The organism is Thiothrix litoralis, from assembly GCF_017901135.1.
GTDB lineage: Bacteria > Pseudomonadota > Gammaproteobacteria > Thiotrichales > Thiotrichaceae > Thiothrix > Thiothrix litoralis.
The window spans coordinates 3,137,378-3,161,938 of the sequence record NZ_CP072801.1 but is presented as its reverse complement, the minus strand read 5'-3'; the positions used below and the strand labels follow the sequence as shown (position 1 = coordinate 3,161,938).

General features: G+C 52.2%; 25 protein-coding genes. 11 read left to right on the top strand and 14 right to left on the bottom strand.

The window, feature by feature from the left end; all coding sequences use genetic code 11:
- Positions 1–40: 40 nt before the first annotated feature.
- From yrfG to asd, 5 genes are all read left to right on the top strand, one after another.
- Entirely contained in the window at positions 41–709 is a 669-nt protein-coding gene (gene yrfG, locus J9253_RS15380; protein ID WP_210221788.1) for a GMP/IMP nucleotidase, read from the top strand.
- Positions 710–792: 83 nt separating this feature from the next.
- Positions 793–3,168, top strand: a complete 2,376-nt coding sequence (locus J9253_RS15375; RefSeq protein ID WP_210221787.1) for a hybrid sensor histidine kinase/response regulator — start codon at positions 793–795, stop codon at positions 3,166–3,168.
- 100 nt (positions 3,169–3,268) lie between these two features.
- The gene (locus J9253_RS15370) at positions 3,269–3,976 is read left to right on the top strand and encodes a response regulator transcription factor (protein ID WP_210221786.1); all 708 of its coding nucleotides are present in this window, start codon (positions 3,269–3,271) and stop codon (positions 3,974–3,976) included.
- Between the two features lie 84 nt (positions 3,977–4,060).
- On the top strand, positions 4,061–4,339 hold the full coding sequence (locus J9253_RS15365; protein WP_210221785.1) for a hypothetical protein: 279 nt from the start codon (positions 4,061–4,063) through the stop codon (positions 4,337–4,339).
- A 128-nt stretch (positions 4,340–4,467) separates the two neighbouring features.
- Positions 4,468–5,586, top strand: coding sequence for an aspartate-semialdehyde dehydrogenase (asd, locus tag J9253_RS15360; protein WP_210221784.1), 1,119 nt, complete (start codon positions 4,468–4,470; stop codon positions 5,584–5,586).
- Between the two features lie 33 nt (positions 5,587–5,619).
- Here the strand turns inward: asd and J9253_RS15355 are convergent, their stop codons facing one another.
- A complete protein-coding gene (locus J9253_RS15355) occupies positions 5,620–5,985 on the bottom strand; it encodes a hypothetical protein (RefSeq protein WP_210221783.1) in 366 nt (121 codons plus the stop codon).
- A gap of 245 nt (positions 5,986–6,230) precedes the next feature.
- On the opposite strand from J9253_RS15355, the gene J9253_RS15350 reads away from it, so the two are divergent.
- Complete coding sequence (locus J9253_RS15350) at positions 6,231–6,677, top strand: hypothetical protein (protein WP_210221782.1); 447 nt, start codon at positions 6,231–6,233, stop codon at positions 6,675–6,677.
- A 5-nt stretch (positions 6,678–6,682) separates the two neighbouring features.
- On the opposite strand, the gene J9253_RS15345 is transcribed toward J9253_RS15350, so the two are convergent.
- Genes J9253_RS15345 through J9253_RS15330 form a run of 4 tightly spaced genes read right to left on the bottom strand, consistent with a single transcriptional unit; the run spans position 6,683 to position 11,116 of the window.
- Positions 6,683–7,699 carry an ABC transporter permease gene (locus tag J9253_RS15345; RefSeq protein ID WP_210221781.1) on the bottom strand — a complete coding sequence of 339 codons (1,017 nt, stop codon included), beginning with the start codon at positions 7,697–7,699 and terminating at the stop codon, positions 6,683–6,685.
- Positions 7,696–8,586, bottom strand: coding sequence for an ABC transporter ATP-binding protein (locus J9253_RS15340; RefSeq protein WP_038140863.1), 891 nt, complete (start codon positions 8,584–8,586; stop codon positions 7,696–7,698). The genes J9253_RS15345 and J9253_RS15340 overlap by 4 nt, the downstream gene beginning before the upstream one ends.
- 42 nt (positions 8,587–8,628) lie before the next feature.
- Positions 8,629–9,567 carry a nucleoside recognition domain-containing protein gene (locus J9253_RS15335; RefSeq protein WP_210221780.1) on the bottom strand — a complete coding sequence of 313 codons (939 nt, stop codon included), beginning with the start codon at positions 9,565–9,567 and terminating at the stop codon, positions 8,629–8,631.
- 40 nt (positions 9,568–9,607) lie between these two features.
- The gene (locus J9253_RS15330) at positions 9,608–11,116 is read right to left on the bottom strand and encodes a YifB family Mg chelatase-like AAA ATPase (protein ID WP_210221779.1); all 1,509 of its coding nucleotides are present in this window, start codon (positions 11,114–11,116) and stop codon (positions 9,608–9,610) included.
- 229 nt (positions 11,117–11,345) lie between these two features.
- On the opposite strand from J9253_RS15330, the gene J9253_RS15325 reads away from it, so the two are divergent.
- Both J9253_RS15325 and ppk2 read left to right on the top strand, forming a co-directional pair.
- Positions 11,346–11,972, top strand: coding sequence for a 2OG-Fe(II) oxygenase family protein (locus tag J9253_RS15325; protein ID WP_210221778.1), 627 nt, complete (start codon positions 11,346–11,348; stop codon positions 11,970–11,972).
- Between the two features lie 402 nt (positions 11,973–12,374).
- On the top strand, positions 12,375–13,190 hold the full coding sequence (gene ppk2 / locus J9253_RS15320; protein WP_228291589.1) for a polyphosphate kinase 2: 816 nt from the start codon (positions 12,375–12,377) through the stop codon (positions 13,188–13,190).
- A gap of 4 nt (positions 13,191–13,194) precedes the next feature.
- Here the strand turns inward: ppk2 and J9253_RS15315 are convergent, their stop codons facing one another.
- The 7 genes from J9253_RS15315 to J9253_RS15285 all read right to left on the bottom strand — a co-directional run bounded on the left by J9253_RS15315 (position 13,195) and on the right by J9253_RS15285 (position 19,902).
- Positions 13,195–13,983 (bottom strand): transglycosylase SLT domain-containing protein, encoded by a 789-nt coding sequence (locus J9253_RS15315; protein ID WP_210221776.1) that lies wholly within the window; start codon positions 13,981–13,983, stop codon positions 13,195–13,197.
- Positions 13,984–14,051: 68 nt separating this feature from the next.
- A complete protein-coding gene (locus tag J9253_RS15310; RefSeq protein ID WP_028488725.1) occupies positions 14,052–14,285 on the bottom strand; it encodes a hypothetical protein in 234 nt (77 codons plus the stop codon).
- A gap of 22 nt (positions 14,286–14,307) precedes the next feature.
- A complete protein-coding gene (locus tag J9253_RS15305; RefSeq protein ID WP_210221775.1) occupies positions 14,308–15,381 on the bottom strand; it encodes a hypothetical protein in 1,074 nt (357 codons plus the stop codon).
- Positions 15,382–15,412: 31 nt separating this feature from the next.
- Positions 15,413–15,769 carry a response regulator gene (locus J9253_RS15300; protein ID WP_210221774.1) on the bottom strand — a complete coding sequence of 119 codons (357 nt, stop codon included), beginning with the start codon at positions 15,767–15,769 and terminating at the stop codon, positions 15,413–15,415.
- Between the two features lie 34 nt (positions 15,770–15,803).
- On the bottom strand, positions 15,804–18,422 hold the full coding sequence (locus J9253_RS15295) for an ATP-binding protein (RefSeq protein WP_210221773.1): 2,619 nt from the start codon (positions 18,420–18,422) through the stop codon (positions 15,804–15,806).
- Between the two features lie 15 nt (positions 18,423–18,437).
- Complete coding sequence (locus J9253_RS15290; RefSeq protein WP_210221772.1) at positions 18,438–19,667, bottom strand: 4-vinyl reductase; 1,230 nt, start codon at positions 19,665–19,667, stop codon at positions 18,438–18,440.
- Complete coding sequence (locus tag J9253_RS15285; RefSeq protein WP_210221771.1) at positions 19,660–19,902, bottom strand: hypothetical protein; 243 nt, start codon at positions 19,900–19,902, stop codon at positions 19,660–19,662. The genes J9253_RS15290 and J9253_RS15285 overlap by 8 nt, the downstream gene beginning before the upstream one ends.
- Positions 19,903–20,153: 251 nt before the next feature.
- Between J9253_RS15285 and J9253_RS15280 the strand changes: the two genes are divergently transcribed.
- Together J9253_RS15280 and J9253_RS15275 are read left to right on the top strand one after the other, a co-directional pair.
- A complete protein-coding gene (locus J9253_RS15280) occupies positions 20,154–21,029 on the top strand; it encodes an SPFH domain-containing protein (RefSeq protein ID WP_210221770.1) in 876 nt (291 codons plus the stop codon).
- Entirely contained in the window at positions 21,029–21,484 is a 456-nt protein-coding gene (locus J9253_RS15275; protein WP_228291398.1) for an NfeD family protein, read from the top strand. Before J9253_RS15280 ends, J9253_RS15275 begins: the two co-directional genes overlap by 1 nt.
- Positions 21,485–21,489: 5 nt before the next feature.
- On the opposite strand, the gene J9253_RS15270 is transcribed toward J9253_RS15275, so the two are convergent.
- Positions 21,490–22,692 (bottom strand): pyridoxal-phosphate-dependent aminotransferase family protein, encoded by a 1,203-nt coding sequence (locus J9253_RS15270; protein ID WP_210221769.1) that lies wholly within the window; start codon positions 22,690–22,692, stop codon positions 21,490–21,492.
- A gap of 91 nt (positions 22,693–22,783) precedes the next feature.
- Entirely contained in the window at positions 22,784–23,152 is a 369-nt protein-coding gene (locus J9253_RS15265) for a hypothetical protein (protein ID WP_210221768.1), read from the bottom strand.
- A 141-nt stretch (positions 23,153–23,293) separates the two neighbouring features.
- Here J9253_RS15265 and J9253_RS15260 point away from each other — a divergent pair, with 141 nt between their 5' ends.
- Positions 23,294–24,445, top strand: a complete 1,152-nt coding sequence (locus tag J9253_RS15260; protein WP_210221767.1) for an RNA-guided endonuclease InsQ/TnpB family protein — start codon at positions 23,294–23,296, stop codon at positions 24,443–24,445.
- Positions 24,446–24,561 lie beyond the last annotated feature (116 nt).

Below are 24,561 nucleotides of genomic sequence, written 5' to 3'. Positions count from 1 at the left end.
GGTATGATGCAATTTTTAGTAATATGTGGAAGCCCATAATATGAATTATAGCGCAATAGATTTAAATTGGCATGACATTAACACCGTGTTTTTAGACATGGATGGCACGCTGCTGGATTTACATTTCGATAACCATTTCTGGCTGGAACATCTGCCGGTAAGGCTGGCGGAACAGCGCGGGGCAACCCCGGATGAAATCCGCAGTTACCTGCACGAGCGCTATACCGAAATGGAAGGGACGTTGGATTGGTACTGCCTTGATTTTTGGCAGAATCATCTAGGAACTGACTTGGTAGCGCTGAAGCATGAAATTGCCGAACGCATCCAGATCCGGGCGCATGTGGAACGCTTTCTGGAATCCCTGCACGCACGCGGCAAACGGGTGGTGTTACTGACCAATGCCCACCAGAAAAGCGTGGGGATGAAATTTGGCTACGTGGTCTTGGAGCACTATTTTGATCGAATTATTACCTCGCATTCGCTGGGTTTGCCCAAGGAACACCCAGATTTCTGGCAGAAATTAAGCGAGGTAGAAGTGTTTGAGACGGCACATTCGTTGTTCATCGACGATAACCTGCATGTGCTGCGGGCGGCGCAGGCACATGGGGTTAAATACTTGCTGGCCATTCATCAACCGGACTCGCAACAACCGCCCAAAAACACCGAGGAATTTACAGCGGTGGAGTGTTATACACAGTTGATGGGGTGAGAAATTTTTTAGTCGTAACGACATCGCGTATTACACTCACGACGGCTACACCAATGGCTAGCCAGCAAAACAGTGATGCCTTCATGAAACATGGAAACAGCTTGGTGTTTATTGGGAAAACTTGGCAACGTATTTGCCTGTTGCTGGCATTGCTTCTGCTTCCAGTAGCGACTGCTTATGCTGAGCCGTTGATATTGACGGATGAACTGGCCAGCCAGCAAGAGTCAATTCAATTACTTGATTATGCCGAAATCATGGAAGATTCTGATGGGCGTCTGAGCCTGTCAGCAGTATTGTCCGCCGAGGGGGTATTTCAACCGGGAACTGCTGTTGATGGCAAGCTGGATTTGAACCTGACCCCTTCGGTCTACTGGCTACGGATGGATATACGTAACCAGTCGAGCAAGGAAGACTGGTATTTCACCCTGTCAGGCTCGCTTTCCCGCAATGTGCAGGTCTACCTAAGTGTCGAGGGGGGGAGGCAGCCGTATGTGCAACAAAGCTTGTTGTCCCATTCCCGATCCAGTGCCTACCAATTGTCGCTGTCTGCCAATACTGTGCACCGATTGTACATCAGAGTGTATGACCGTCATGCGCCACTGGTGATAGAGCCGCGTCTGCGTTCGTCCGAACAGATGCTGACAGAGGTCATGATCATGTATCCGTTGTACAGCTTTGTGATCGGTGGGTTGTTAACACTGGCGGTTTATAATCTGTTGTACTTTTTTTACTTGCGTGACAAGAGTTTTCTAGCGCTATCGATTTTCATTCTTGGGTTTGTGTTGGAGCTGGGTAACCATTCCGGCGTGTGGTATTACTTCAGTTTTTTCCGGCAGTACTTGTCTGGGGTCGGTGTGAGTTTTGCCTTCATCGGCATTGCCGCCAGTATCAGTCTAGCCAGTAACTGGTTAGAAGTACCGGAGTATTTGCCGCGTTTGTCTATGTTTTTCCGTGCCGCATTCTGGACAAGCTTTCTGATGATTCCGGTTCACCTGTGGCTAGGGTACGGTACGGTTTTTGCTGGTGTACTGGCATTGATGTTAATTGTGCTGTTTATAACAGCGACCGTTATCCGGTACAGTCAGGGCTTTTATTTTTCATTCCTGTTGCGGGTCGGTATTTTGTTGGTACTTATCAGTTTCATTCCATCCCTGTTAAGAGGAGCGGGTTTGATCGGTGATGTACCTGTATTGACGGACGGTATGTATTTCGTACTACTGGTTGCGCTGGTTATGCTGTCGCTGACTCAGGCTGAGCAAGTACGCATGAAAAGCGAGCAGGCTGAGCGTGCCGCAACAGCCAATAAGGCCAAGGATGAATTTCTCACGACCATGAGCCACGAACTGCGCACCCCGATGAATGCGGTGGTGAATGCAGGGCGTTTGTTGCAACAAACGGCTTTGACAGATTCCCAGAAGGAATATGTGGCGCGCTTGAATACCTCATCTCAGCACATGCTTTCTCTGATCAATGACATTCTTGATCTGGCACGGCTGGATAGAAGCCTGTTGCGCATGGAGAACATTCCATTCCAGTTGGCCGCTATTCTAAAACAGGTCGAACAGCTTTTGATGGAACAGGCACGTAGCAAGCAGCTACGATTGGCGTTGGATAATCATTTTCATCTTCTGACAAAACAAATTACTGGTGACCCTACCCGTCTGAAACAGGTGCTGTTGAACCTGTTGAACAACGCGATCAAGTTCACCCCGCAAGGCGAGGTAACACTAACGATAACCCCGCAGGATGTGACTGACAAAGATGCCAGTTTGTTGTTTGAGGTGCGCGATACTGGTATTGGCCTCTCAGAGAAGCAACAGCAAAAGCTGTTCCAGCCTTTTTCTCAGCCGGATAGCAGTACTGCCCGCAAGTATGGTGGCTCCGGTTTGGGGCTGGCAATCAGCCAGAATCTGGTGCGATGTATGGGAGGCGAGCTGAAAGTGAGTAGTAAACCGGCGCGGGGTAGCCGTTTTTTCTTCACACTGACCTTTCCATTACAGGATGTTGCGGTCGAGGAGAAGACGGTCGAGTCAGTGCCAGAACCTTCCACTTCGCTGGAAGGGATTCATGTCCTGCTGGTAGATGATCAAGAAATGAACCGGTTTTTTGGTAGCAAGTTAATTGCGTCATTGGGAGTGAAGGTTGCGGTCGCTGACAGTGGGGAAAAAACACTCCAATTATTGGAAAAGTATGCATTCGATCTGGTGTTCATGGATGTCAGTATGCCGGGCATGGATGGCTACGAAACTACGCAGCGTATCCGTTCAGACAGCCGTTTTGTCAGTTTACCGGTGATTGCTCTGACTGCTCATGCAATAGTTGGTGAGCGTGAGCGTTGCTTGGCCGCAGGTATGGATGATTACCTTACCAAGCCGTTTGAGATTGAACAGTTACAAATAGTAATCTTGCGGCATCATTGTAAGGCCACCTCCGGGTATAATCAGGATAAGAACGTTTGACTGCATGATTGCTGATGGAAAGTTTATACTAGACGTCAAGCATGGGAGATGCTGTTGTTTATTATAAGATAATATGGATAGATAAGGACATGGTCACGGCATGGATATATTTGAGGGGAAGTCAATAAAACGTCTTCTGATTGTCGAAGATAATGAAGTTCTATGTCATTTTTTGCAGAAAAGTTTACAACATGATGGTTATGAGGTTGAAGCGCTGTTAACTGGGGAGCTGATCCCCAAAGTCATGGAACGGAATTGCATTCATCTGGTCGTGCTGGATATTGTGCTACCTGGCAAGGATGGTATGTACTGGCTCAAGTGGATGAAGCAATATTATCCTATAATTCCCGTTGTCATCATGTCTGCGAAAGTACAGCCTGATGATCGTTTGCTGGGACTGGAAGCAGGTGCCAGTGACTACCTGACCAAACCTTTCCACGACAGGGAGTTGCTGATAAAGGTCAATCGTTTGCTAAAGCGGGCAAATGACGAACCCCATGAACATGTTTTGCACATGGGTGATATTACGGTGAATACGGTTGACAACTGTGTGCAGAAGGGGAACAAAGTTGTTACCCTTACCAAGCTGGAATGCAAGATTTTGCAACTGTTTTACATGAATGTTGGTATTCCGCTTAGCCGTGACGAGCTCATGCAGCAGACAATGGGTATCGTCTATTCACCTCCCAACCGCAGCATCGATACGCATATCAACCGGCTCAGGAATAAAATTGAGGATGCCCCCTCAAATCCGGTTCATATCCGTACTGTGCGGGGGAAAGGGTACTGTTTCTATATTAAACAATAACTTACCGAATGGATTGATATGTCCGAAACTGTTACTTCGCTAGATACTCTGATAACAAGGTTTGGTGTTGAGGAAACCATCCAGATGATTGAATTCTCCCAGCCTTTTGTTAGCCAGTGGGAGCAGCAATTGCATGAAGCCTTGCTGGTAGGCGACTGGGAGAGTGCGGCAAATTGTGCTCATAAAGCCATTAGTTCTGTACGTTTGTACGGTTCTCCCAAACTGGAAACCTTGTTGTGTCAAATCAGGGATGGCGGCAGCGGCATGAATTTCGTAGAAATCCAGCAGGCTCTATCCGCAGAATTTGCCTCAGTGACAGAGACTGTCAATGCATGGGTGGCGACACAGAAAAGCGCTACTTAACCTGAGTTCGGGATAAGCTCTCGGCTAAATCGAATCACCAGCCGTGCTGATGTTTTCAAAATATTTGTCTCCACCCACGAGAATGCTACAATCTCTGCCCTAATTAGCGGTTTTTGTCGGAGTTCGTGATGGTAAAGGTAGGTTTTGTCGGTTGGCGCGGCATGGTCGGTTCAGTACTGATGGAACGGATGCGTGCTGAAAACGATTTCCAGGGGTTTGAGCCAGTATTTTTCACGACCTCGCAGTCCGGCAAACCCGGCCCTGACGTAGGCATGGGCGCAAAGCCGCTCGAAGATGCCATGAATATCGACAAGCTGGCGGAAATGGACATTATCCTTTCCTGCCAAGGCGGCGATTACACCACGGCTGTGTACGAAAAACTGCGTGCCAACTGGAACGGCTACTGGATTGACGCGGCCTCCACCCTGCGGATGGCGGATGACGCGATCATTGTGCTCGACCCGGTAAACCGCAACGTCATCGACGCTGGCCTGAAAAGCGGCATCAAGAACTACATCGGCGGCAACTGCACCGTTTCCTTGATGCTAATGGCGTTGGGCGGTTTGTTTGAAAAAGGCTTGGTGGAATGGATCAGCTCCATGACCTACCAAGCAGCTTCCGGTGCGGGCGCAAAAAACATGCGCGAACTGCTGACACAAATGGGCGAACTCAACGGCGAAGTCGGCGACTTGCTGGCAGACCCCGCCTCCGCCATCCTCGACATTGACACCAAAGTCACCGCGAAACTCAACGACAGCTCGCTTTCCACCGCTAACTTCGGCGCCCCGCTGGCGGGCAGCCTGATCCCGTGGATCGACAAGTTGTGGGAAAACGGTCAGACCAAGGAAGAGTGGAAAGGCATTGCCGAAACCAACAAAATCCTCGGTAACAGCGATGCCAGCATTATCCCGGTTGACGGTCAGTGCGTGCGCATTGGTGCAATGCGTTGCCATTCGCAAGGTTTCACCATCAAGCTCAAGCAGGATTTACCGCTGGCAGACATCGAAAGCATCATCGCTAGCCACAACGAGTGGGTCAAAGTCATTCCGAATGACAAGGAATCCACCCTGCATGGCCTGACCCCGGTACAGGCTTCCGGCACGTTAAGCGTTCCGGTCGGGCGCATCCGCAAGATGAATCTGGGGCCGGAATACCTCACCGCGTTCACCGTCGGCGACCAATTGCTGTGGGGCGCGGCTGAACCCGTGCGCCGTATGCTGAAAATCACCTTGGCACATCTGGGTTGAACATTCAGGGGCGTGCGCCGTCACGCCCCTTGCTTACCAGTTGAACGGCATCATGCCGGATGGAGTGAATTTATTGTTCATCCGGTCTATTTGGTAATTCATCGCCCCCATCTGGTAACTCATAATGACCCGCATCTGATCAATATTTTGGTTCATCAATTGCATGTTCTGATTCATCAGCATCATTTGATCCAACATGCTGGGAACCATCTCAACGGCGGGCTTGGTGGTGGCATCCAGATGCCCGATAGCTTCGCTGATGTCACCAAAATCCTCGAACCCCCCTGCCCAGAGCGGTTGCCAGACAATCACCAGCAGGTACAGCAATATCCCCATCGTCACTGTTGAAATCAAATAGAACATCCCTCGCCAAAAATCGGCAAATTTTTTCATATCCACTTATTGTTCCCTCTCCTTCTGCTGAAACTGATATTGGTGTTATTGGCTTACTATCTTTTCAGTATATTTTGCTTGTCGCCTTTGGCGACATGACCGAAAACAATAAATAGTGCATCTGTTGCGTTACCTAGTACAAACCCTAAGCCCCTTTTATGCGGAATGTCATGTTTCTCTCCTCCATAATGCCTTATGATTTATAAGGATACGAACCGCTAGGAAGAATAAACTTACAGGAGAGAAAAACCATGATTTCATACATGGAGCTTCACGAGCAAAACCATAAAATTACCGAGCTTTCCAATGTGCTGAGCTACCTGATTAACGAACGTTCCATGTGCGACACCGAAGTATCGTGTGAACTGTTTTTCCGGTATGTCAGCATGGTGAAGGATCATCTGGAAACGGAAGAGCGCGAGCTGTACCAGTTATTGCTGATGGATAGCGATAACGACGTGCGCAATACCGGTCGGAAATTCCTGTCGGGTTCTGGTGAAATCAAGCGCGTGTTTGGGCAATACCTGAAACGCTGGTGCAAGGGCAAAGAACTCAGAATCCGCGATCACGACGCTTTTATTCATGATACCCGTGAAATTTTTGCGCTGGTGATCCGCCGGATTGATGATGAAATCGTCCATCTGTACCCGACCCTGCTGGAAAACGGGCACATTCCGGCGAATGCTCAGGCGGCTTAAGCAAATTATTCAGTGGTCCACTTAAAGGTTGCGGCACCGATCAGCAGGAAGACTACTGACATGCCCGCCAATACCAGCAAATGCCCGCTAATATCGGCCAGCCCCGCGCCATCCAACATAATGGCGCGGGCGGCGCTCAGCATGTGTGTCAGCGGTGATAACTGGCTCAGCCATTGCATGACCGGGTTAGTGCCTTCCATCGAAAACCACACGCCGGACAGCACCATCATCGGCCAAGTCAACAGGTTGAGCAGCCCGCCTGCCAACTCCTCGCTGCTGACCCGTGCCGCTACCACCAGACTCAGCGCAATCAGGGTGAAAGCGCCCAACACCAATACCAGCAATAGGTTCAGATAACTGCCTTCCACCGTGAAGTGCATGAACAGGTTCGTGCCAGTAAACACCAGCGAAGTCACCGCCACCACCAGTAACAGCCGCGAAAACACCTGCGCCAACAGGAATTCGGAGGCGCTCAACGGCGTCGCATTCAGGCGTTTCAAATAGCCGCTTTTGCGGTAACGCACGATCACGAATCCGACCCCGAACAAGCAACTGAACATCAAATTCATCCCCAGAATGCCGGGAACCACCCAGTCGACGTAGCGGATTTCTTCGCCTTTTACGCTCTGTTTGGTCAGTTGCGCCCCGTCAGGGCTGCCTTCCAGCAAGCGTTCCAGAAAGTAGCCTTTCTGCGAGTCGCTATTGACCCAGTAATGTTGCTGCCCGGCACGCAAATCCAGCAGCATGTCGACCTGATGCCGCCCGACCTTGCGCACGGTGGTGTCCACCTGTTGCGGGGTAATGTCGTAAAAATTGACGTGCTGGGTTTGCAGGAACGGGTGATTGGCTGGCTGTTCCGCCACCACCGCCACCTTGAACAACGGCTGGCCTGCGCCGGAAAACACGAAGGCCAGCCCGAAGACCAGCGCCACCGGTAAAATCAGATTCCAGCCCAATGAAGAGCGGTCGCGTAAAAATTCCAGGGTGCGGGCGTAAAAGGCCGCCCAGATGCGTTTCATCATGCGCGTAACTCCTTGCCAGTCAATTCGAGGAACAAGTCTTCGAGGGTGCGGGGGCGTACTTGTAAGCCCGCTAACGATGCGCCGTGCTGGATCAATTGTGCCAGCGTGCCGTTGACATCCGGGGTGATGATTTCCACCGTGCCGCGCACTTTGTCGAGGTAACGGTGTGGAATATCTTTGGCCGCTTCCGGGAAATCGCTTTGCGGCAATTCGATGATTACGTCCTGAAAGTGTTTCGCTAGCAGCGCGTCGGGTGAACCGTGGGCAATGATTTTGCCGTGATCCATGATGGCGATTTCGTCACACAGATTGTAAGCCTCTTCCATGTAATGCGTGGTCAGCAGCACGGTTTTGTTGCGTGCCTTGATGCTGTTGACCAGTTCCCAGAAATTCAGGCGGGCTTGCGGGTCGAGGCCGGTGGTGGGTTCGTCGAGGAAGACCACATCGGGGTCATTCACCAACGCGAGTGCCAGCAACATGCGTTGGCGTTGCCCGCCGGAAAGCTTGCTGGCGTCGCGGTCGAGGTAATCTTTCAGGCGGCAGATTTCCACCAGCTCTTCCAGCGGTAGGCCGTTGGGATACAAGCTGCCGAAGAACTTGAGGTTTTCGCGCACCGTGAGGAAATCCTGCAAGGCAGTCGACTGGAACTGGATACCCGCTTCCTGCCGGAAACGTGCACCCTGTGGCTCACCTTTGTAGAAGATTTCGCCGGAGGTGGGTTTGATAATGCCTTCCATCATTTCGATGGTGGTGGTTTTGCCCGCACCATTGGGACCGAGCAGCCCGAAACAGATGCCTTGGGGAACGGCGAAGTCGATACCGTTGACGGCATTCACGCCGGGGTATTGCTTGTGCAGGTTGCGGACTTCCAGAATCGCTTGGGTCATCGTGCCTTTTCCTGAGTTAGAGGCGGCTATGATGGCACAAAATCAGTAGAGTATCAGGTGAATTGTGCCCCGCACCAATAAGCCCACGCACGCCCCTAATAGGGCGGGGCGCATCACTGCTGCGACACGCGGATGCGCACTGGCAAACAAGGCAATTCCCACAATATCCAGCGGATTGGTGGCAAAACCGACCATGCGATTCAACTCCAACGCGGTCAGACTGCCTTGCTGGATCAAGTCGATGGTGACTGCCATGAACGCTGTGCCACCCGCAATAAACTTGGTAATTAAGGGCAAAACGGCGGCTTCCGGCAAACCGATCAAGGCCAGCACGGGCGCTAACAGTGTGGTTAAGCCCACGATAGCGCCGCTGGCTTTGAGCGCATTCACGAAACACAAGGCCAGCACTAACATGGGGATGGAATTCACCACGATTTTCATGCCCTCCAAGCCACCGTCGGATAAAATGCGTATGGCGTTTTTGCCCTTGTACGGGGAAACATCCGGTGCTTCAGCCGGAAAGGCTTCATCATCCCAGCCCGTTTTCGGGGTTAAGTAATGGTAGGTTACGCTAGCCGCCAACAGCCCGCCGAGCACGGAGGTGAACAATGACATCCCCACATCCAGCCCGAAGGCCGCCAGTGGAAACGACACATTGGCTTGTGTCATCACCATCATCATCGCCAAGGTAGCGGCAATATGCCGCCGCGAGGTTCCGCCTTGTCCCATGAGTGCAAAGGTGGGGATGGGAGCGGCAAAATTCACCAGCAGCATTTTCACCGCCGCAAAAATGCCCAAGCCGGGTATACCAAACGGTTTCAACACCGGGCTGAGTAAGCGTGCCACCCACGCCAACACGCCCCAAGCATCCAGCAACTTCATCAGTGCCAGCATGACTACCATAATGGGTAACAAGGTGTATAGCGCGAGGTCAACGCCGGTGCGCCCACCCGCCAGAATGACTTGAATAATGGTTTCCATACCGATTTACCCGCCCCTGCGTCTTAATTTGCCAGCGGGATTATAACGCGGCTAAACGATCCAATGCCCGATAACTCAAGGCTTCGGTTAAGTGTGGGGTGCGGATTTCGGTACTTTCTGCCAAATCGGCAATGGTGCGGGCGACTTTGAGGATACGGTGATACGCCCGTGCCGATAGTTTGAAACGTTCCATCGCCGCATTCAGCAGTTTCTGGTCTTTTTCTGCCAATAGGCAATACTGGTCGACATCGCGTCCGCTCAGGGCGTTATTGATCTTGCCTTGGCGGGTTTGCTGGCGGGTGCGGGCAGCTTCGACCCGTTGGCGCACGACTGCGCTGGTTTCGCCGTGTTTGAGCGATTGGAGATCTTCCTGCCTTACCCGTGGCACTTCGATTTGCAGGTCAATGCGGTCGAGAAAGGGGGCGGAAATGCGGCTGCGGTGTTTGCGTTGGCGTTCCGGGGTGCATTCGCAGTTGTCACGCAGGTCACAGGCGCGGCCTTGCGGGCAAGGGTTCATCGCTGCTACCAACTGGAATTTGGCGGGGTAAGTGGCTTGGCGGGCGGCGCGGGACAGGGTGATCTTGCCCGTTTCCAGCGGTTCGCGCAGCACGTCCAGCACATTGCGGTTGAATTCGGTGAGTTCGTCGAGGAACAAAATGCCGTGGTGAGCGAGGGAAATTTCCCCCGGTTTGACTTGCGAGCCGCCACCGACCAAGGCAACGCCGGACGAGGTGTGGTGCGGTTCACGTACCTGACGTTGCCCCCAGCGGCTGGCTTCAAAACCGTGGTGGCTGATCGAGGCGATGGCGGCAGATTCGAGCGCTTCCTCTTCGGACAGCGGCGGCAAAATGGTGGCGAGGCGGTTGGCCAGCATGGTTTTGCCCGTGCCGGGGGGGCCTACCATCAGCAGGTTGTGGCCTCCGGCAGCGGCAATTTCCAGCGCACGGCGTGCCATGAATTGGCCTTTCACGTCGCTCAAGTCAAACGGGTAGGTGGTTTCGGCGGTTTCAACGGCTTGTTCCCAACGCACCAGCGGTTCACTGCCGTGCAGGTGTTCGACCACTTCGCTGAGGGTGCTGGCGGCGTAAACTTTCAACCCTTGGATCAGGCTGGCTTCGGCGGCATTGTCTTGCGGCACGATCAGGGCGCGTCCCGCTTGCAGGGCGGCGAAAGCTGTTGGTAACACGCCGCGTACTGGGCGCAATTGCCCGCCCAAGGACAATTCGCCGATGAATTCGTAGCCTTGCAATACGTCGTGAGGTAACTGCTCACTGGCAGCTAACATGCCAATGGCAATCGGCAAATCGAAACGCCCACCATCTTTGGGGATGTCGGCAGGGGCGAGGTTGATAGTGACGCGCCGTAACGGAAAGTTGAAATTGGAATTGGTCATGGCAGCTTTGACACGATCGCGGCTTTCTTTCACCGCTGTTTCTGGCAGGCCGACGATGGAAACACCGGGCAGGCCATTCGCGAGATGCACTTCCACGCTAACCAGTGGCGCATCCAGCCCGTTATTGGTACGGCTATAAACGATTGCAAGGCTCATGGTAGGTCTGTTGTTATTATTGGAGTTTCAGGGGCTTTGATTCTGTGGTTTTCCAGCGGCCTTATCAAATCAGGGTGATGAATGGCGCGATGGGGAGTCTGGGTAAGGTGATGGGCAGTTGTCTGTCGAAATTGCCCGTTGGCGCGGCTGGGCATGTTGTCGCTGCTGACTTGCCGTTAAATTTCAGGGTTTGAATAAATTAAACCGCAATAACAGGATGGAGCTAATAATGGACGAGATCACACTGGCCTCATGGGAGGACAATTGGGATGCTTGGGTGCTGAAATACATCGCGCCGGGTACACGCAGCAAAGAAATTGATCTGGTAGTGGAGGCGTTAAGCCCTGATATTTACCACTTTCCGCTGTTCACCCATGCCTTCTGCGAAGAAATCATTGCCGAGGCCGACAAGCAAGGCAAATGGTCAACCGACCGCCATAATTTCTACCCAACCACCGATGTATTGCTGCGCGATTTGGGGCTGGATGCCATGTACCACAAGGTGCTGGAAGAATTTTGCCACCCGGTTGCCCGCCAACGCTGGCGTCTGGAAGGCCGCCGCTGGCTGGATACCATGGCGGAAGAGAGTTTCATGGCGCGTTACCGTGCCGAAGACCAGCAACTGCTCTCGATCCATCAGGATTTCGGCGATTACACCTTTACCGTTGGCTTGAATACCGCGTTTGAAGGCGGTGGCACGTGGTTCCCACGCCAGCAAGTATTGGGCAACCCGAAAAACGGCTATTGTACTTTGTTCCCTTGCATCACTCACCCGCACGGCGGACGCCCGACTACGCAAGGGACGCGCTACATCCTGGTGTCGTTCTGTCGGCGGCGGAATTTGTACGTGGATTGAAGATGGCAGTCTGTTTTTAAAGAGACAACTGTCTGTCATTCCCATGCCCTGACATTTGTCAGCAACTGCTTGCCGCATTTTTGCTAGCATGAGAAAGTTAAATTTTTGTGAAAAAATGCGGAGTGCATAATGGATAAAGAACAGGTAGAGCAAAAACAACCCGTCAGTATTGACCCCATTACCGATCAGGCCGTTGAGGAATTTGCGGTGACGCAGGCCAGTTCTGAAGCGCAAGATGCCAAAATCAGTGCGGCGGAGGATATTCTGGAACACACCACGCCGCCGCCGACGGATGGCGAAGCCGCGCTGAAAGCGCTGGAAGCGATTTTGGAGGGCGCATCGCCTGATGATGCCGCTGCTCTGAAAGCTTCGCTATTGCGCTGGAAAAAGTACGAAGCACGGATGCCGGTCAGCCCGGATGATGAACTGGTGGATGACTGGCGCAATGCGGTTTACCCTTACAAAAACCGTCTGTCGCGCAAGAGTTATGAAAAGCAGAAATACCACCTGCAAGTGGAACTGCTCAAGCTGCAAGCCTGGGTACGTGAAACGGGGCAACGTGTCGTGATCCTGTTTGAAGGCCGTGATGCGGCGGGCAAAGGCGGGGCGATCAAGCGTTTCATGGAACACCTTAACCCACGGGGTGCGCGAGTCGTGGCTTTGGAAAAACCCACGGATATGGAACGTGGGCAATGGTATTTCCAGCGTTATATCCAACATTTGCCTTCCGCTGGTGAAATTGTGCTGATGGACCGCTCTTGGTACAACCGTGCCGGTGTTGAGCGTGTCATGGGCTTTTGTGAGGAAGATGAATACCTCGCGTTCATGCGCCAAGCTCCTGAAATGGAACGTCATTTGGTGAATAGTGGTATCCACCTGATCAAGTTCTGGTTCTCCGTGAGCCGTAAAGAGCAGCGCCGCCGGTTCAAGGAGCGCGAAATTCACCCGCTTAAGCAGTGGAAGCTCAGCCCGATCGACTTGGCCTCCCTCGAAAAATGGGATGAATACGGCAAGGCGAAAGAAGCGATGTTCTTCCACACCGATACGTCCGAGTGCCCGTGGATCATCGTTAAATCAGACTGCAAGAAACGCGCTCGTCTCAACGCGATGCGTTACGTGCTCAACAAGATGGATTACAAGGGCAAAGACCTGCGTAACATCAACCAGGCTGACCCGCTGATCGTCGGGCGGGCCAGCTTCGGTGGCAACAACAGCTAAACGCCTAGTTTAGCCGCAATACCTGTCCCGCCTTGATGGTGTAAGGCGCGGACAGGTCATTGGCTCGAATAATCTGTTTGACGTGCACACCGGTGTTACGCATGGCGGCGTATACGGTGTCGCCTGCTTTCACGGTGTAAGTGCCTGATGCTTTTTTCGTGGGTAAATCTGCCCACGGCAGGCTGCTTGAGAGGGAGGCGCTGGCAAGTTTTGTTGCCGCTGGTGTCACTGCTTTTTTCCAAGACGCTTTTTGCATGACGGGCTGGTTGCTGGCAGTTGCTTCCCCTTTACCCGAAAATTTCCCATAAGCTTGTAATACTTTGCTGACATAGGTCTGGTTGGGAATGCGTCGGTTGAGTTTGATGCGGCCTTCACCTGCGTTATAAGCTGCGACAGTGTGCCGCACGCTGCCGTCATAGCGTTGCAGCAGGTAACTGAGGTAGCGTGCCCCGCCGTGGATATTTTGTTGGGCGCTGTAACCATTGCTGATATTGAAACGTCGCGCGGTGGCAGGCATCAGTTGCATCAAGCCTTTCTCACCCAGTGAGCCACGTGCCTTGCTGCGGAAACAACTTTCCACCGTAATCACCGCTTTGATCAGGCTGGGGCTGACCCCGTGCTGGCTGGCCGCAGTCTGGATAGTGGGCTGATAAGTGCTGGCTCTTTCTTGTAAGTTGCTGCTACTTAAGGTTTGGCAGCCCGCTGCGTGGGCGGTATTGGGGGTCAGGTTTACTGAAGTAATTAGCGCTGCCGTTAGCGTGATGCTAACAGCAGAAAAGACACTCTTGTTCATGTTAAGTTCACTTTGTTGTATACAAAGCACACCTTTTAAGCAAAAACGCTCGGATGGTCAATAGAAAATTAGGCTAATGCGCGGTAGCGCTCCATCAGGGCATTGGTTACTTGTGTCACCATTGGCTGGGCTTCTGGGTCAATTAATTCGTGGATAAAGTCCAGTTCGTCTAGCACCCGGTCAATTTTGTCGCGGGTGTCGTAGCTATCCAGCTCACTCGAAATTTTCTGCAAATGCTTGTAAGGGTTATCGGCAATGTTGGCAATGCCTTTCATGCTGTCTTGTATAATGCCATCTTGCATGGTGTTTGCTCCTTGGGTGAGGTCATTCGTTCATCCGTTCAAGTAAGGCTGCTGCTTCACTTGCGCCAGTGGGGAATACTAGCGGCTTTTCCCACGGCATTTCCAGTAATGCCAGTATCTGTTGGGCAAATGCGCCAGTTTGTATGGTGCGCCAGTCGCTGAAGAGAACTTCACCCTGCTGTTGATGCCAACGGGGTAAATTCGGTTCTTCTGGCCAGCCGGGGCGTGAAATGCATAGGGCTGGCACTTGATTCACCACGGCTTCGGTTTGTGTGCCATAGCCGGTTTTGGTGATGACGACATCGCAGGATGCCAGCAAGTCCACATAATCCAGCCCCAATACTGAGGTCGGGATGAAATCAGCGCGTTGCTGGGTCAGCGCGACATCCGGGAAAATCCAGACGACACCGGGCAGGTGCGGCCAGTTTGCTAATGGGTAATCCATGCCCAAACCACCCAAAGCGACCAGCACGAAGCGGGTGTGCTCGGGCAACGCCGTTTTTTCCCACAAGACAGCCTGCTGAGGTATGCCGAGCGCGGCAATCGGCGCAATGGGCTGGGTGTGCAAGGTAGGGTGCATCGGCATTGACGGGGTAGGTTGCAGAAAACAGGTTGCTTGCGCATAGGCGTAGAGGATTTCCTCACGAATCCTGCCTGCACCCGGCAAGTGACCGCAATAGGCGTGGAACACATCCCCCCAGTTCAGCGAACACAGCGCCACGGCGGGTATGCTCGCTTCCCCGGCAGCATCCAGACTCAGGTAGGGTACGTTAGCAAACAGCAAATCGGGCTGAAGCTGTTCTAGTTCCCGCGCCGCTTGTGCCTTGCGGGCAGCATAGGTGGCGTGGAAGTTTTCGTACCATTGCATACTGGCGGTAGCATCCACCCGCAGCGCGTCGTGCATCAACATGCCTGCATCTTGTTGGTGGTGGATCAGGGTAAACGGGTGGCGTATACGTTCGCGCAATACCTGTTCCGCCGCGCTGGAGCGGATGGTGAGGCGGGTAGCGGTGCAGTCCAACGCATTCAAGACGGCAGCCGTTTGCGCAATGTGCCCGAAGCCGTGAGCGGTAATGTCAATGACAAGGTGTTTCATCGTTAATGCTGATTGTTGACCGTCACTCAGGTTACAGCGATGCTAATAATTCATCAACTTTGTTCAGCAATTGTGCCTCATCTATCGGTTTTAACAGGATGGCATTGACACCAAACGCTTCTGCCATTTTCAGGTAGTTATAGTGTCCCGAGATGGCGATGATGGGCAAAGCAGGATGCTCCCGCTTCATTTGCAGAATAGTTTCAATCCCTTCCTGATCTGGCATGATGATGTCGGTAATCAGGATGTGCGGGAAATGCTGCTTAAGCAAGGCTGCAACCTTTTTACCATCATCCGCTTCGATAACCTGATGACCCGCTTCACTTAACGCATCATTCAGCATCATTCTCGTCAATTTATCGTCATCTACGACCAATATTTTTGCCATTAGGCTATCCCTATATTTTACTGTGTGATTATTGTTACGTATCTTGCTGCTCAAACAGGTTTCGCAGCCCCTGTAGAACGGTATGTAATTGAGAGATAAGAGCCTCTTTCAATTCGTCGCTGTTGTCCAGTGCTGTTTGGTAAACGCTTTCCAGATGTAATGCGGTTTGGTGCAGTTCGGTCATGCCCAAGCCTGCGGCATTGCTCTTAAGGGTATGAGTCAGGCGGTGAGCCAGCGCTAAGTCTTGCTGTTGCAGTGCATGACCCAGCTTTGATGCAAAGTCCTGATTATCTTCAAGGAAAACACCTAAATACTTGCGGTAACGATTTATTTTGCCACCGACTTGAGCGAGACCTTTTGCTGTATCGATACCGGGCAAATCCGGCAGGTCGATGGTGTTGGTCGACGGCAAGGCTTTATCGGGCTGGGATGCCCTGTTGGAATCGGGTTGTTGGACGTTCACCCATTTCACCAGCGTGTCGATCAGGTTAGTAATATCAATGGGTTTGGCAATGTAGTCATTGATGCCAACAGCGAGAATCTTGTCTTTATCACCGTTCATGGAGTTGGCGGTCATGGCAATGATCGGTAATGACTGGAATCTGGCTTGCTTGCGTATTTCACGGGTGGCGGTACATCCATCCATGACCGGCATTTGGCAGTCCATTAAAACACAGTCAAAGGTCTGATCTTTGAGGAGATCCAGCGCTTCTTGGCCGTGGTTGGCAATGTCCACTTGCATCCCGTAGTCGGTCAGTATGTCAGAAGCCACTTCCTGATTGAGGGCGTTATCTTCGACCAACAGGACTCTTTTGCCTGTTAAGCTAGCAAGGTTGATGGCTACCTGAGCACTGTCGGCGACTTGTTCGGATCGTCTGGGAGATGCTTGCCCTTGCTGTATCAGCATGGCTAAGGTGACATGGAAAATGCTGCCTGCACCGGGCTGGCTTTCTGTCCAAATATGACCACTCATCAGCTCGCTTAAACTCTTGCAGATGGCAAGCCCTAGCCCTGTGCCACCGAATTTGCGGGTGGTGGAATTATCCGCTTGGCTAAACGACTGGAACAGCCGGGCTTGCTGTTCCTCCGTCATGCCGATACCGGTGTCTTGTATCAGGAAATGTAACAGTGCCTGCGTGTTGCTTGTCTTTTCAAGTTGCACCCGGATGTCGACTTTGCCACCCATGTCGGTGAACTTGATGGCGTTGTTACCGAGGTTAATGAGAATTTGGCCAAGGCGCAGCGGATCGCCGATCAGTGCGGTAGGAACTGCCGCATCGGTATGGATGCTGAAGTGGATGCCTTTCTCTTCGGCTTTGAAGGACAATAAGTTTTCCAGATGTTCGAGAACGTCCTCAAGGCGAAAGTGGGTACACTCCAGCTCCATTTTGCCTGCCTCGATTTTGGAGAAATCCAGAATGTCGTTGAGAATGCCGAGCAAACTTGCCGCCGCGTGATTGGCTTTGTAGACATAGTTGCGTTGTTTGTTGTCGAGGTCGGTTTGCAACGCTAAGTGGGTCATGCCAATGATGGCATTCATGGGCGTGCGAATTTCATGGCTCATATTGGCCAGAAACATTGACTTGGCCTGTGCTGCACTTTCAGCCCGTTGCTTCTCGGCGGTGAGACTCCTCTCCAATTCCTTTTGCACCGTGATGTCTTTCACACTGGCTAGCATTTTGGAAGCGTCGCTCATGAGTGCAATAGACATCGTGGTGATGATGGGTGTGCCATCGCGGGTGAGGGAAGTCTGGATAAAATTCTTGATGTAGCCTTGCTCTATCACCTCTTGGATGGCCAACCGTGTTCTCGCCCGGTCTGCCTCGACGCAGAGCTTGATATTGCTGGTACGCCGTAATTCGTCGTAGCTGAAGCCCGTCATGTCCAGATAGGCTTGATTGGCATCCAGAAAGGCGCTGGTTTCGACATCGATGATGGCAATGCCATCCTTAGATGTTTTGTAGATCGCCTCAAACGTTTGTTTCTGTGCGGTGATTTCTTCGGTTCGCCGCAGAATGTTTTCTTCCAGATACTGCTTTTCTGCCCGCCAAGCTTTATAAAAGATAATATTGTTGGTGCTGTTGGACAGCTGGACGATGAAATTGCCCAGTGCCAACATGTGTATGGAATCGGTGCCGATGCGCGAAAAACGTTCCGGTTCATGAAAACCGTTGCCAGCGATGATCAGGCCGAAGGGCATTTCCACATCCCCACCGAACAATTCCAGCGTACATTCGCTCAGAAACAAGGAATTGGTCAGTTTCTCAACCATGTGGTTTGGCTCTGCCTGCGTGTGAATGATGGCCTTGCGACTCACCCGCAGATATTCCACTACCTCACCGGACAGCAACAGGTTGATGATTTTCAGAACCCGTTGGTGAATGGGGTTGTGATAACCGACCGCCTGTACGATTCTGAACCAGCCGTTGCTATCATCATGCTGAAAGATCAGGCACTTTTCAAAGCCTAGTTCCTCGGTCGCAAAGTGGGCAGCAATAGCGTGAACCTGCTCGACTTCTAAGGTTTCGTTCAGGCTCTTGCCCAATGCGTGCAAACGTCTATAGATATGCGCCTTAGCGCGTGCCGCGTCCTCCAATCTAGCTAGATCCTGTTTGAGCTTTGTGACTTCACACGGCGAGATAGGTTTAGACATCTGACCAGCTACCCGTTATTGGTTAATGACTACTTCGAGGTAGTCGTCTCCACAAGCGATGCTCCTACTCATGTGGGTCTTATAACCCAGCTTGGAGCGACGCATCTGACGGAAACCTTCCTCAGTTCCCAAGCTACCGTCGATGATCAGGTTTGTCTTGTAAATCAGTTGCATTAGACCGGTAAAGCCACCGCTGTTCGCCCAGTGAATGGGATAGTCGCTTTTGCCATACATGCGCAGGTAGCTGAGATCCTCGAAATCGTTGTAGTTGCGGAATACAGCCCGTTCTTCGCTTAATTCGGCAGCAGTATGATAGCCCCAGCCCATGGTGTTGATGATTGTGGCAAGCCCTTTGACCCAATCCTCACGGGTTTTGAGGTAGGGCTTAACATGGATATTCCATTCGTTGGACGTCATAATGCCACCATAGGTGAAGAAACCGCAGGCATGGCCTGCTTCCATCAACAGTTCACCCGCAAGGGTAATACCGTAATCACCCGCCACTTCGATCATGGCGCGCCCAAACTCGAACTGGAGGCGATTCACATAATCGCTTTGGTTACGCACCACATAAACACCAAAGGCCGGGATATAGCCTTCCTCATTACCGATTAAAGTGGCATGGGTTCCAAGGAAACTATTGGTCAGAGCCGCTTCGTGTTCCCAGTTCAACGGCAATTTGGGCACATGCTTGAATGCGACCGGTTGTTTTGGCGGATAAATGGCGAAGTTGCTCGCGCCCGGTTTCACGACGTGGATATTGGCTGGTGCACCACAGGCGATACATTCGGTTTGTTCCACCTGTACTTCAGCAAGCTCACGTCCGTAGATCACGGCATAGGCGGCTGCCAGAAAACCACTGGTGTAATAGTCGATCGGTTGATCTCTCAGTCCAAACTTCATTTTCCACGTTTTGGAGAAAAAAGATTTGGTGGTGGATAAGGTGATGCCGTTCTCGTCCATGCTGGAAAGATCGAGCAAACCATAGCCAAACGTTTTATAGACTGCTTGGGCAATCAGTTTGGCGTCAGCGATGCTGCGATCCGCACAGAGGCTTCTCAACTGGTTGTAGTTGGCGTCAGCGGAACTACCAATCATCATCGGGCGGCTGTCGATATAGTCTGCATCAAGGATGGTGCGAGTCAGGATAGTGAGATAGTGGTGACAATGGAAAATCATGGCTTCACCGCCTATTTCCATGTAATTGTGCTCTGTGTCGAAGGGGTAGGCGTTAATATCAAACATACTCAGCCTCCTGATGGGTATCGTAGGGCTTGCCTACCAAGCTGACCGCCATTTTCAGTACCTCGTCATAGAGGGTATCGGCAACGTCTATCGAGTCACAATTCTTGATTAAGGCTTCGGTCAACTGGATATTATTTTCGAGCATGACTGGTAATAACTTGATGCAGATGCGGTCTATCACCTTAACATCACCGTTTTGTAGGGCCCATTCAAAAATCGGTTGTATATCTTTCATGATTTTTTATTTATATAGATTCAACAAGGCTTATCGGAAAATCCCCACCGATTATACCTTTGGTTGCCAGAATTGAGCAAAGTCTAACCGATAAGCTGTAGGGTGATATTCGGATTTATCCTTCGCTGTTCAGTAACTTCCCCCTGAAGTAACTTCATCTTCATCTGGAAATAGTGTTGGTTTGCGTTTGAGAGGCATACACTGTAGATCAATAGAAACAATACCCTGGAGCCACCAGTAAGGAGTACTTCATGACCCCATTCGCCATCGCCGTTCTGGTCTTCATTGCTGCGCTCATTTTTATGGGCGTGAAAATGGTGCCACAAGGCTACAACTACACCGTCGAACGCTTCGGGCGTTACGTGACCACTCTGCAACCCGGTTTGGGCTTGATTATTCCGGTGATTTACCGCATCGGGCGCAAAGTGAATATGATGGAACAAGTACTCGACATCCTACCGCAGCAAGTCATTACCGCTGACAATGCCAACGTCAACATCGACGGCGTCGTGTTCTATCAAGTCTTCGACCCCGCCAAAGCCTCGTATGAAGTCGCCAAGCTGGAACACGCCATCCTCAATCTGACCATGACCAACCTGCGTTCGGTGTGTGGTGGGCTGGAACTCGACCACCTGCTAAGCAAACGTGATGAAATCGGCGCACGGGTACTCACCATTGTCGACGAAGCCACCAATGCGTGGGGCGTTAAAGTACTGCGGGTCGAAATCAAGGACATCGAACCGCCCGCCGACCTGATCCGCGCCATGAACCTGCAAATGACTGCCGAACGCCAGAAACGCGCCCAGATCACTGAAGCCGAAGGTAAAAAGCAGGCACAAATCCTCGAAGCCGAAGGCGCAAAATCTGCCGCATTCCTGCGTGCCGAAGCCCGTGAACGTGAAGCCCTCGCTGAAGCGAAAGCCACCCAGATGGTATCCAAAGCGGTCGCGGAAGGGGATGTGCAAGCCCTCAACTACTTTGTGGCACAAAAATACGTCGAAGCACTGGGCAAGTTTGCCGATTCCGACCAGCAAAAAACCATTTTCATGCCACTCGATACCAGCGGCCTGATGGGTTCCATCGGCAGCATCAACGAATTGTGGAAAGCGATGAAGGATAAAAGCTGATGGAACTGGAAACGTTACCAATTGAATTCTGGCACTGGCTGATTTTCGGTATGCTGTTGATGGCGCTGGAAGTGTTTGCGCCTGCGATGGTGCTGATGTGGTTCGGCTTTGGTGCTGTGGTCACGGGTATTGCCTTATGGCTGATACCGTCGTTGTCGCTGGGAATCCAGATTCTGATATTTGGGCTGGTGTCATTGATCAGTGTGCTCGGCTGGCGCAAATCGCGCTTCAGCGAAGCCAACATTACCTCGGATTCCCCTGACCTCAATAATCGCCTGCATAGCCATATCGGTAAGGCATACGTGCTAACCACCGCCATTATCGGCGGGCGCGGCACCATGCGGGTCGGTGACACCGCATGGCGAGTACAGGGCACGGACATGCCCGCCGGTACACGGGTGCGTGTGACCGGCGTGGATGGTGTGATGTTTATCGTCGAAAAGTCAGGCGGGTGAAGCGCTTAACCTTCGCCCGACAAGACCCGTTCCATCTCTGCCATACCGGCTGGTAAATCCAGCGATGCGCCTGCTGCACGCATACTCGAGCCGAGGGCGTGCAAGGTGCGGAACAGGTTGTAAGCGCGGCTTTGTTCGCCCATCTGCCCGATACGCAGGATATTCAACCCAAACGCGCCAGAAATTTCCACCTTGTGGACTTTCGACATGTGGGCGCGTACCACGTCTGCGGAAACGTGATCTGGCACGACAATCCCCACCACGGAATTCAGACGGTGCTGCTTTTCGACTAACAGCTTCAAGCCCATGGTTTCTACCCCGGCTTGCAGGGCTTCCGAGCAGCGTAAATGGCGCTCGAAACGTTGTGGCAAGGTTTCTTCACACACCAAACGCAAGGCTTCGTGCAGGGCGAGGATGCCGGAAACGGGCGCGGTGTAGTGATAGGATTTCTGGTTCCAGAACTTGTCGGCGAGTTGCGCATCCAGACACCAATGGAACGGCAGTTCTTCGCGGCGGGCAATTTTCTTCGCCCATGCCGATTCAGAAAACGCCAGCAGTGATACGCCGGGGATTGAGGACAAGCCTTTCTGCCCGCCGGTAATAATGGCGTCGACTTGCCAGTTATCCATCGCCAGTGGCATGGTGCTCAAGGTGCAAACCGCATCCACGATGACCAGACAGCCGTAGCGTTTGGCAAGTTTGGCGATCTGGTCGAGGTTTTTGTTGCAGACGGTGTTGGAGGTTTCACCCTGCACCAGCGTGACTGCGTGGAATTGGCCTTGTTGAAGGGCGCGTTCCACCAAGGCGAGATCGGCGCTTTCGTTGTGGGGCATTTCCAGAATCGTCGGTTCTGCCCGTACCCGTCGCACGATTTCGGCCATGCGCAGGCTGAAATAGCCGTTGGTAATGCACAGCACGCGCTCTCCCGGCAATACCAGATTGGCAACCGCCATTTCCATCGCGGCTGATCCTGGTCCACTGACCCCCATGACGTGGCTGGAATCGGTCTGGAACACGTAGCGCCCCATGTCTTTGACCTGTTCAATCACCCGGTTCATGGTTTCGCCGAGGTGATTGATGACGATCGAGTTCGCCGCTGCGACTTTTTGCGGGATTGGTACAGGCCCCGCGCCCATCATTAGGAGTGGTTCATCCGGTAAAATGTGCTCAAGTGGCACAATACTGGGCGGGGGGAGTAATTCATTCATGGCAATGCTGTCCTTCAAAATATGTGTTGTGATTTAACCCGCGCTAACATTAGCTGTAACCGTATTGTAATGGAAGCCCCGCCCGTGTTTCTTACAATTGTACGCCAATGCTCACGCCAGTACGCGGGAACCACGGGGAAGGGTGGCCACCAAAACCCTCGTAGCTGTTACGGTCATTATTGCGTTGTACCTGCCGTGACTGGCACACGCGGAAGCCGTCTTCCCAACCCAGTTTGTAGTCAGCGTTATTGACCTTGCTTAAGTCCTTGGCGTAAGCAAATGACTTGTTACCACCTGCGGATAAACCGCTTTGGCAGCCGTCGCGGTAGCCTGCGGTGAATAGTGCTGATTTGCCGCTGACACCGACCATTTCACGGTTCAGTTGTTCGGCGGGTGGAGTGCTGGCGCAGCCTGCCAGCAGGGCAGCCGCAACGCAGGCGATCAAGTAGGGGTGTTTCATCAGTCGTGCGCGAGATACCCCTGCCTTTAGGCATGGGGAGGGATAGCGCGTCGGCGACAGCCGACCCTCTTCTCGCTCCTCCGTTTGGTTTGCTATCTTCGGTTGTTGACTCTTCACGAAATATACGATATTTTGTGAATAATGAAAACTAAACGCGCCTACCAATTCCGATTCTACCCAGACCAACAACAAGAAACGTTGCTGACTCAGACGTTCGGTTGTGTGCGCTACGTTTACAACAGCATCTTGCGTTACCGCACGGATGCCTACTATCAGGCTCAGGAAAAAGTTGGGTACACGAAAGCGAGTTCCCAACTGACTGCCATCAAAAAACTGCCTGAAGCTACTTTCCTGAACGACGTTTCCAGTGTTCCGCTGCAACAATGCTTGAGGAATCAGCAAACGGCGTTCAAAAACTTCTTTGAAGGTCGGGCAAAATACCCTGTCTTCAAATCTAAAAAGCACCGCCAATCGGCTGAATTCACGTACCGCGCGTTCAGCTACCGTGACGGTGAATTGAAACTGGCGAAGTGCGATAAACCGCTGAATATCAAGTGGAGTCAGGCACTTCCGGCTGACCCCACCACGGTTACTGTTTCCAAAGATCAGGCCGGACGCTATTTTGTGTCTTGCTTGTGTGAATTTGAACCCACGCTGTTGCCTGTCACCGATAAAAAGGTGGGCATTGACGTGGGCATCAAGGATTTGTTCGTCACTAGCGACGGCTTCAAGTCCGGCAATCCCCTCCACACCGCCCAACACGCGGTTAAACTTGCGAAGTACCAACGCCGTCTTGCCAAGAAGAAACTCGGCAGCAAGAACAGGTTGAAAGCTAAACGCAAGGTTGCCCGTGTTCACGCGAAAATCTCCGATTGCCGTTCGGACAATTTGCACAAGTTGTCCCGCAGATTAGTTAACGAGAACCAAGTTATCTGTGCTGAAAACCTCGCCGTGAAGAACATGATGAAGAACCCGAAACTAGCCAAACACATTGCTGATGCAAGCTGGGGCGAATTTACCCGACAGCTTGAATACAAGTCTGGTTGGTCTGGCAGGACATACGTTGAGATCGGGCGGTTTTTCCCGTCCACTAAACGCTGTTCCTGCTGTGGGTTCGTGAAAGAAAACATGCCGCTGGACGTGCGGTCGTGGGAGTGCCCCGAATGCGGCACAACCCACGACCGTGACGTGAATGCAGCACGTAACATTTTAGCCGCCGGGCTGGCGGTGTTAGCCTTTGGAGAGAATGTTAGTGGCGATGGCATTTCGGTGTCGTCGTCCTGTTCTCGGTGAATTAGGAATCCCCCGGCTTTAGCCGTGGGGAGTAGTCAAGTGAGTTCCTTGTGCAGTATGCACCGTGGGTATTTGATACTATCATTTTAGCTTGAATCGCTTAAAACAAGGCAAAA

Coding starts and splice junctions, on each gene's coding strand:
- yrfG (WP_210221788.1), top strand. CDS start 41: ATGAATTATAGCGCAATAGATTTAAATTGGCATGACATTAACACCGTG.
- J9253_RS15375 (WP_210221787.1), top strand. CDS start 793: ATGAAACATGGAAACAGCTTGGTGTTTATTGGGAAAACTTGGCAACGT.
- J9253_RS15370 (WP_210221786.1), top strand. CDS start 3,269: ATGGATATATTTGAGGGGAAGTCAATAAAACGTCTTCTGATTGTCGAA.
- J9253_RS15365 (WP_210221785.1), top strand. CDS start 4,061: ATGATTGAATTCTCCCAGCCTTTTGTTAGCCAGTGGGAGCAGCAATTG.
- asd (WP_210221784.1), top strand. CDS start 4,468: ATGGTAAAGGTAGGTTTTGTCGGTTGGCGCGGCATGGTCGGTTCAGTA.
- J9253_RS15350 (WP_210221782.1), top strand. CDS start 6,231: ATGATTTCATACATGGAGCTTCACGAGCAAAACCATAAAATTACCGAG.
- J9253_RS15345 (WP_210221781.1), bottom strand. CDS start 7,699: ATGATGAAACGCATCTGGGCGGCCTTTTACGCCCGCACCCTGGAATTT.
- J9253_RS15340 (WP_038140863.1), bottom strand. CDS start 8,586: ATGACCCAAGCGATTCTGGAAGTCCGCAACCTGCACAAGCAATACCCC.
- J9253_RS15335 (WP_210221780.1), bottom strand. CDS start 9,567: ATGGAAACCATTATTCAAGTCATTCTGGCGGGTGGGCGCACCGGCGTT.
- J9253_RS15330 (WP_210221779.1), bottom strand. CDS start 11,116: ATGAGCCTTGCAATCGTTTATAGCCGTACCAATAACGGGCTGGATGCG.
- J9253_RS15325 (WP_210221778.1), top strand. CDS start 11,346: ATGGACGAGATCACACTGGCCTCATGGGAGGACAATTGGGATGCTTGG.
- ppk2 (WP_228291589.1), top strand. CDS start 12,375: ATGCCGGTCAGCCCGGATGATGAACTGGTGGATGACTGGCGCAATGCG.
- J9253_RS15315 (WP_210221776.1), bottom strand. CDS start 13,983: ATGAACAAGAGTGTCTTTTCTGCTGTTAGCATCACGCTAACGGCAGCG.
- J9253_RS15310 (WP_028488725.1), bottom strand. CDS start 14,285: ATGCAAGATGGCATTATACAAGACAGCATGAAAGGCATTGCCAACATT.
- J9253_RS15305 (WP_210221775.1), bottom strand. CDS start 15,381: ATGAAACACCTTGTCATTGACATTACCGCTCACGGCTTCGGGCACATT.
- J9253_RS15300 (WP_210221774.1), bottom strand. CDS start 15,769: ATGGCAAAAATATTGGTCGTAGATGACGATAAATTGACGAGAATGATG.
- J9253_RS15295 (WP_210221773.1), bottom strand. CDS start 18,422: ATGTCTAAACCTATCTCGCCGTGTGAAGTCACAAAGCTCAAACAGGAT.
- J9253_RS15290 (WP_210221772.1), bottom strand. CDS start 19,667: ATGTTTGATATTAACGCCTACCCCTTCGACACAGAGCACAATTACATG.
- J9253_RS15285 (WP_210221771.1), bottom strand. CDS start 19,902: ATGAAAGATATACAACCGATTTTTGAATGGGCCCTACAAAACGGTGAT.
- J9253_RS15280 (WP_210221770.1), top strand. CDS start 20,154: ATGACCCCATTCGCCATCGCCGTTCTGGTCTTCATTGCTGCGCTCATT.
- J9253_RS15275 (WP_228291398.1), top strand. CDS start 21,029: ATGGAACTGGAAACGTTACCAATTGAATTCTGGCACTGGCTGATTTTC.
- J9253_RS15270 (WP_210221769.1), bottom strand. CDS start 22,692: ATGAATGAATTACTCCCCCCGCCCAGTATTGTGCCACTTGAGCACATT.
- J9253_RS15265 (WP_210221768.1), bottom strand. CDS start 23,152: ATGAAACACCCCTACTTGATCGCCTGCGTTGCGGCTGCCCTGCTGGCA.
- J9253_RS15260 (WP_210221767.1), top strand. CDS start 23,294: ATGAAAACTAAACGCGCCTACCAATTCCGATTCTACCCAGACCAACAA.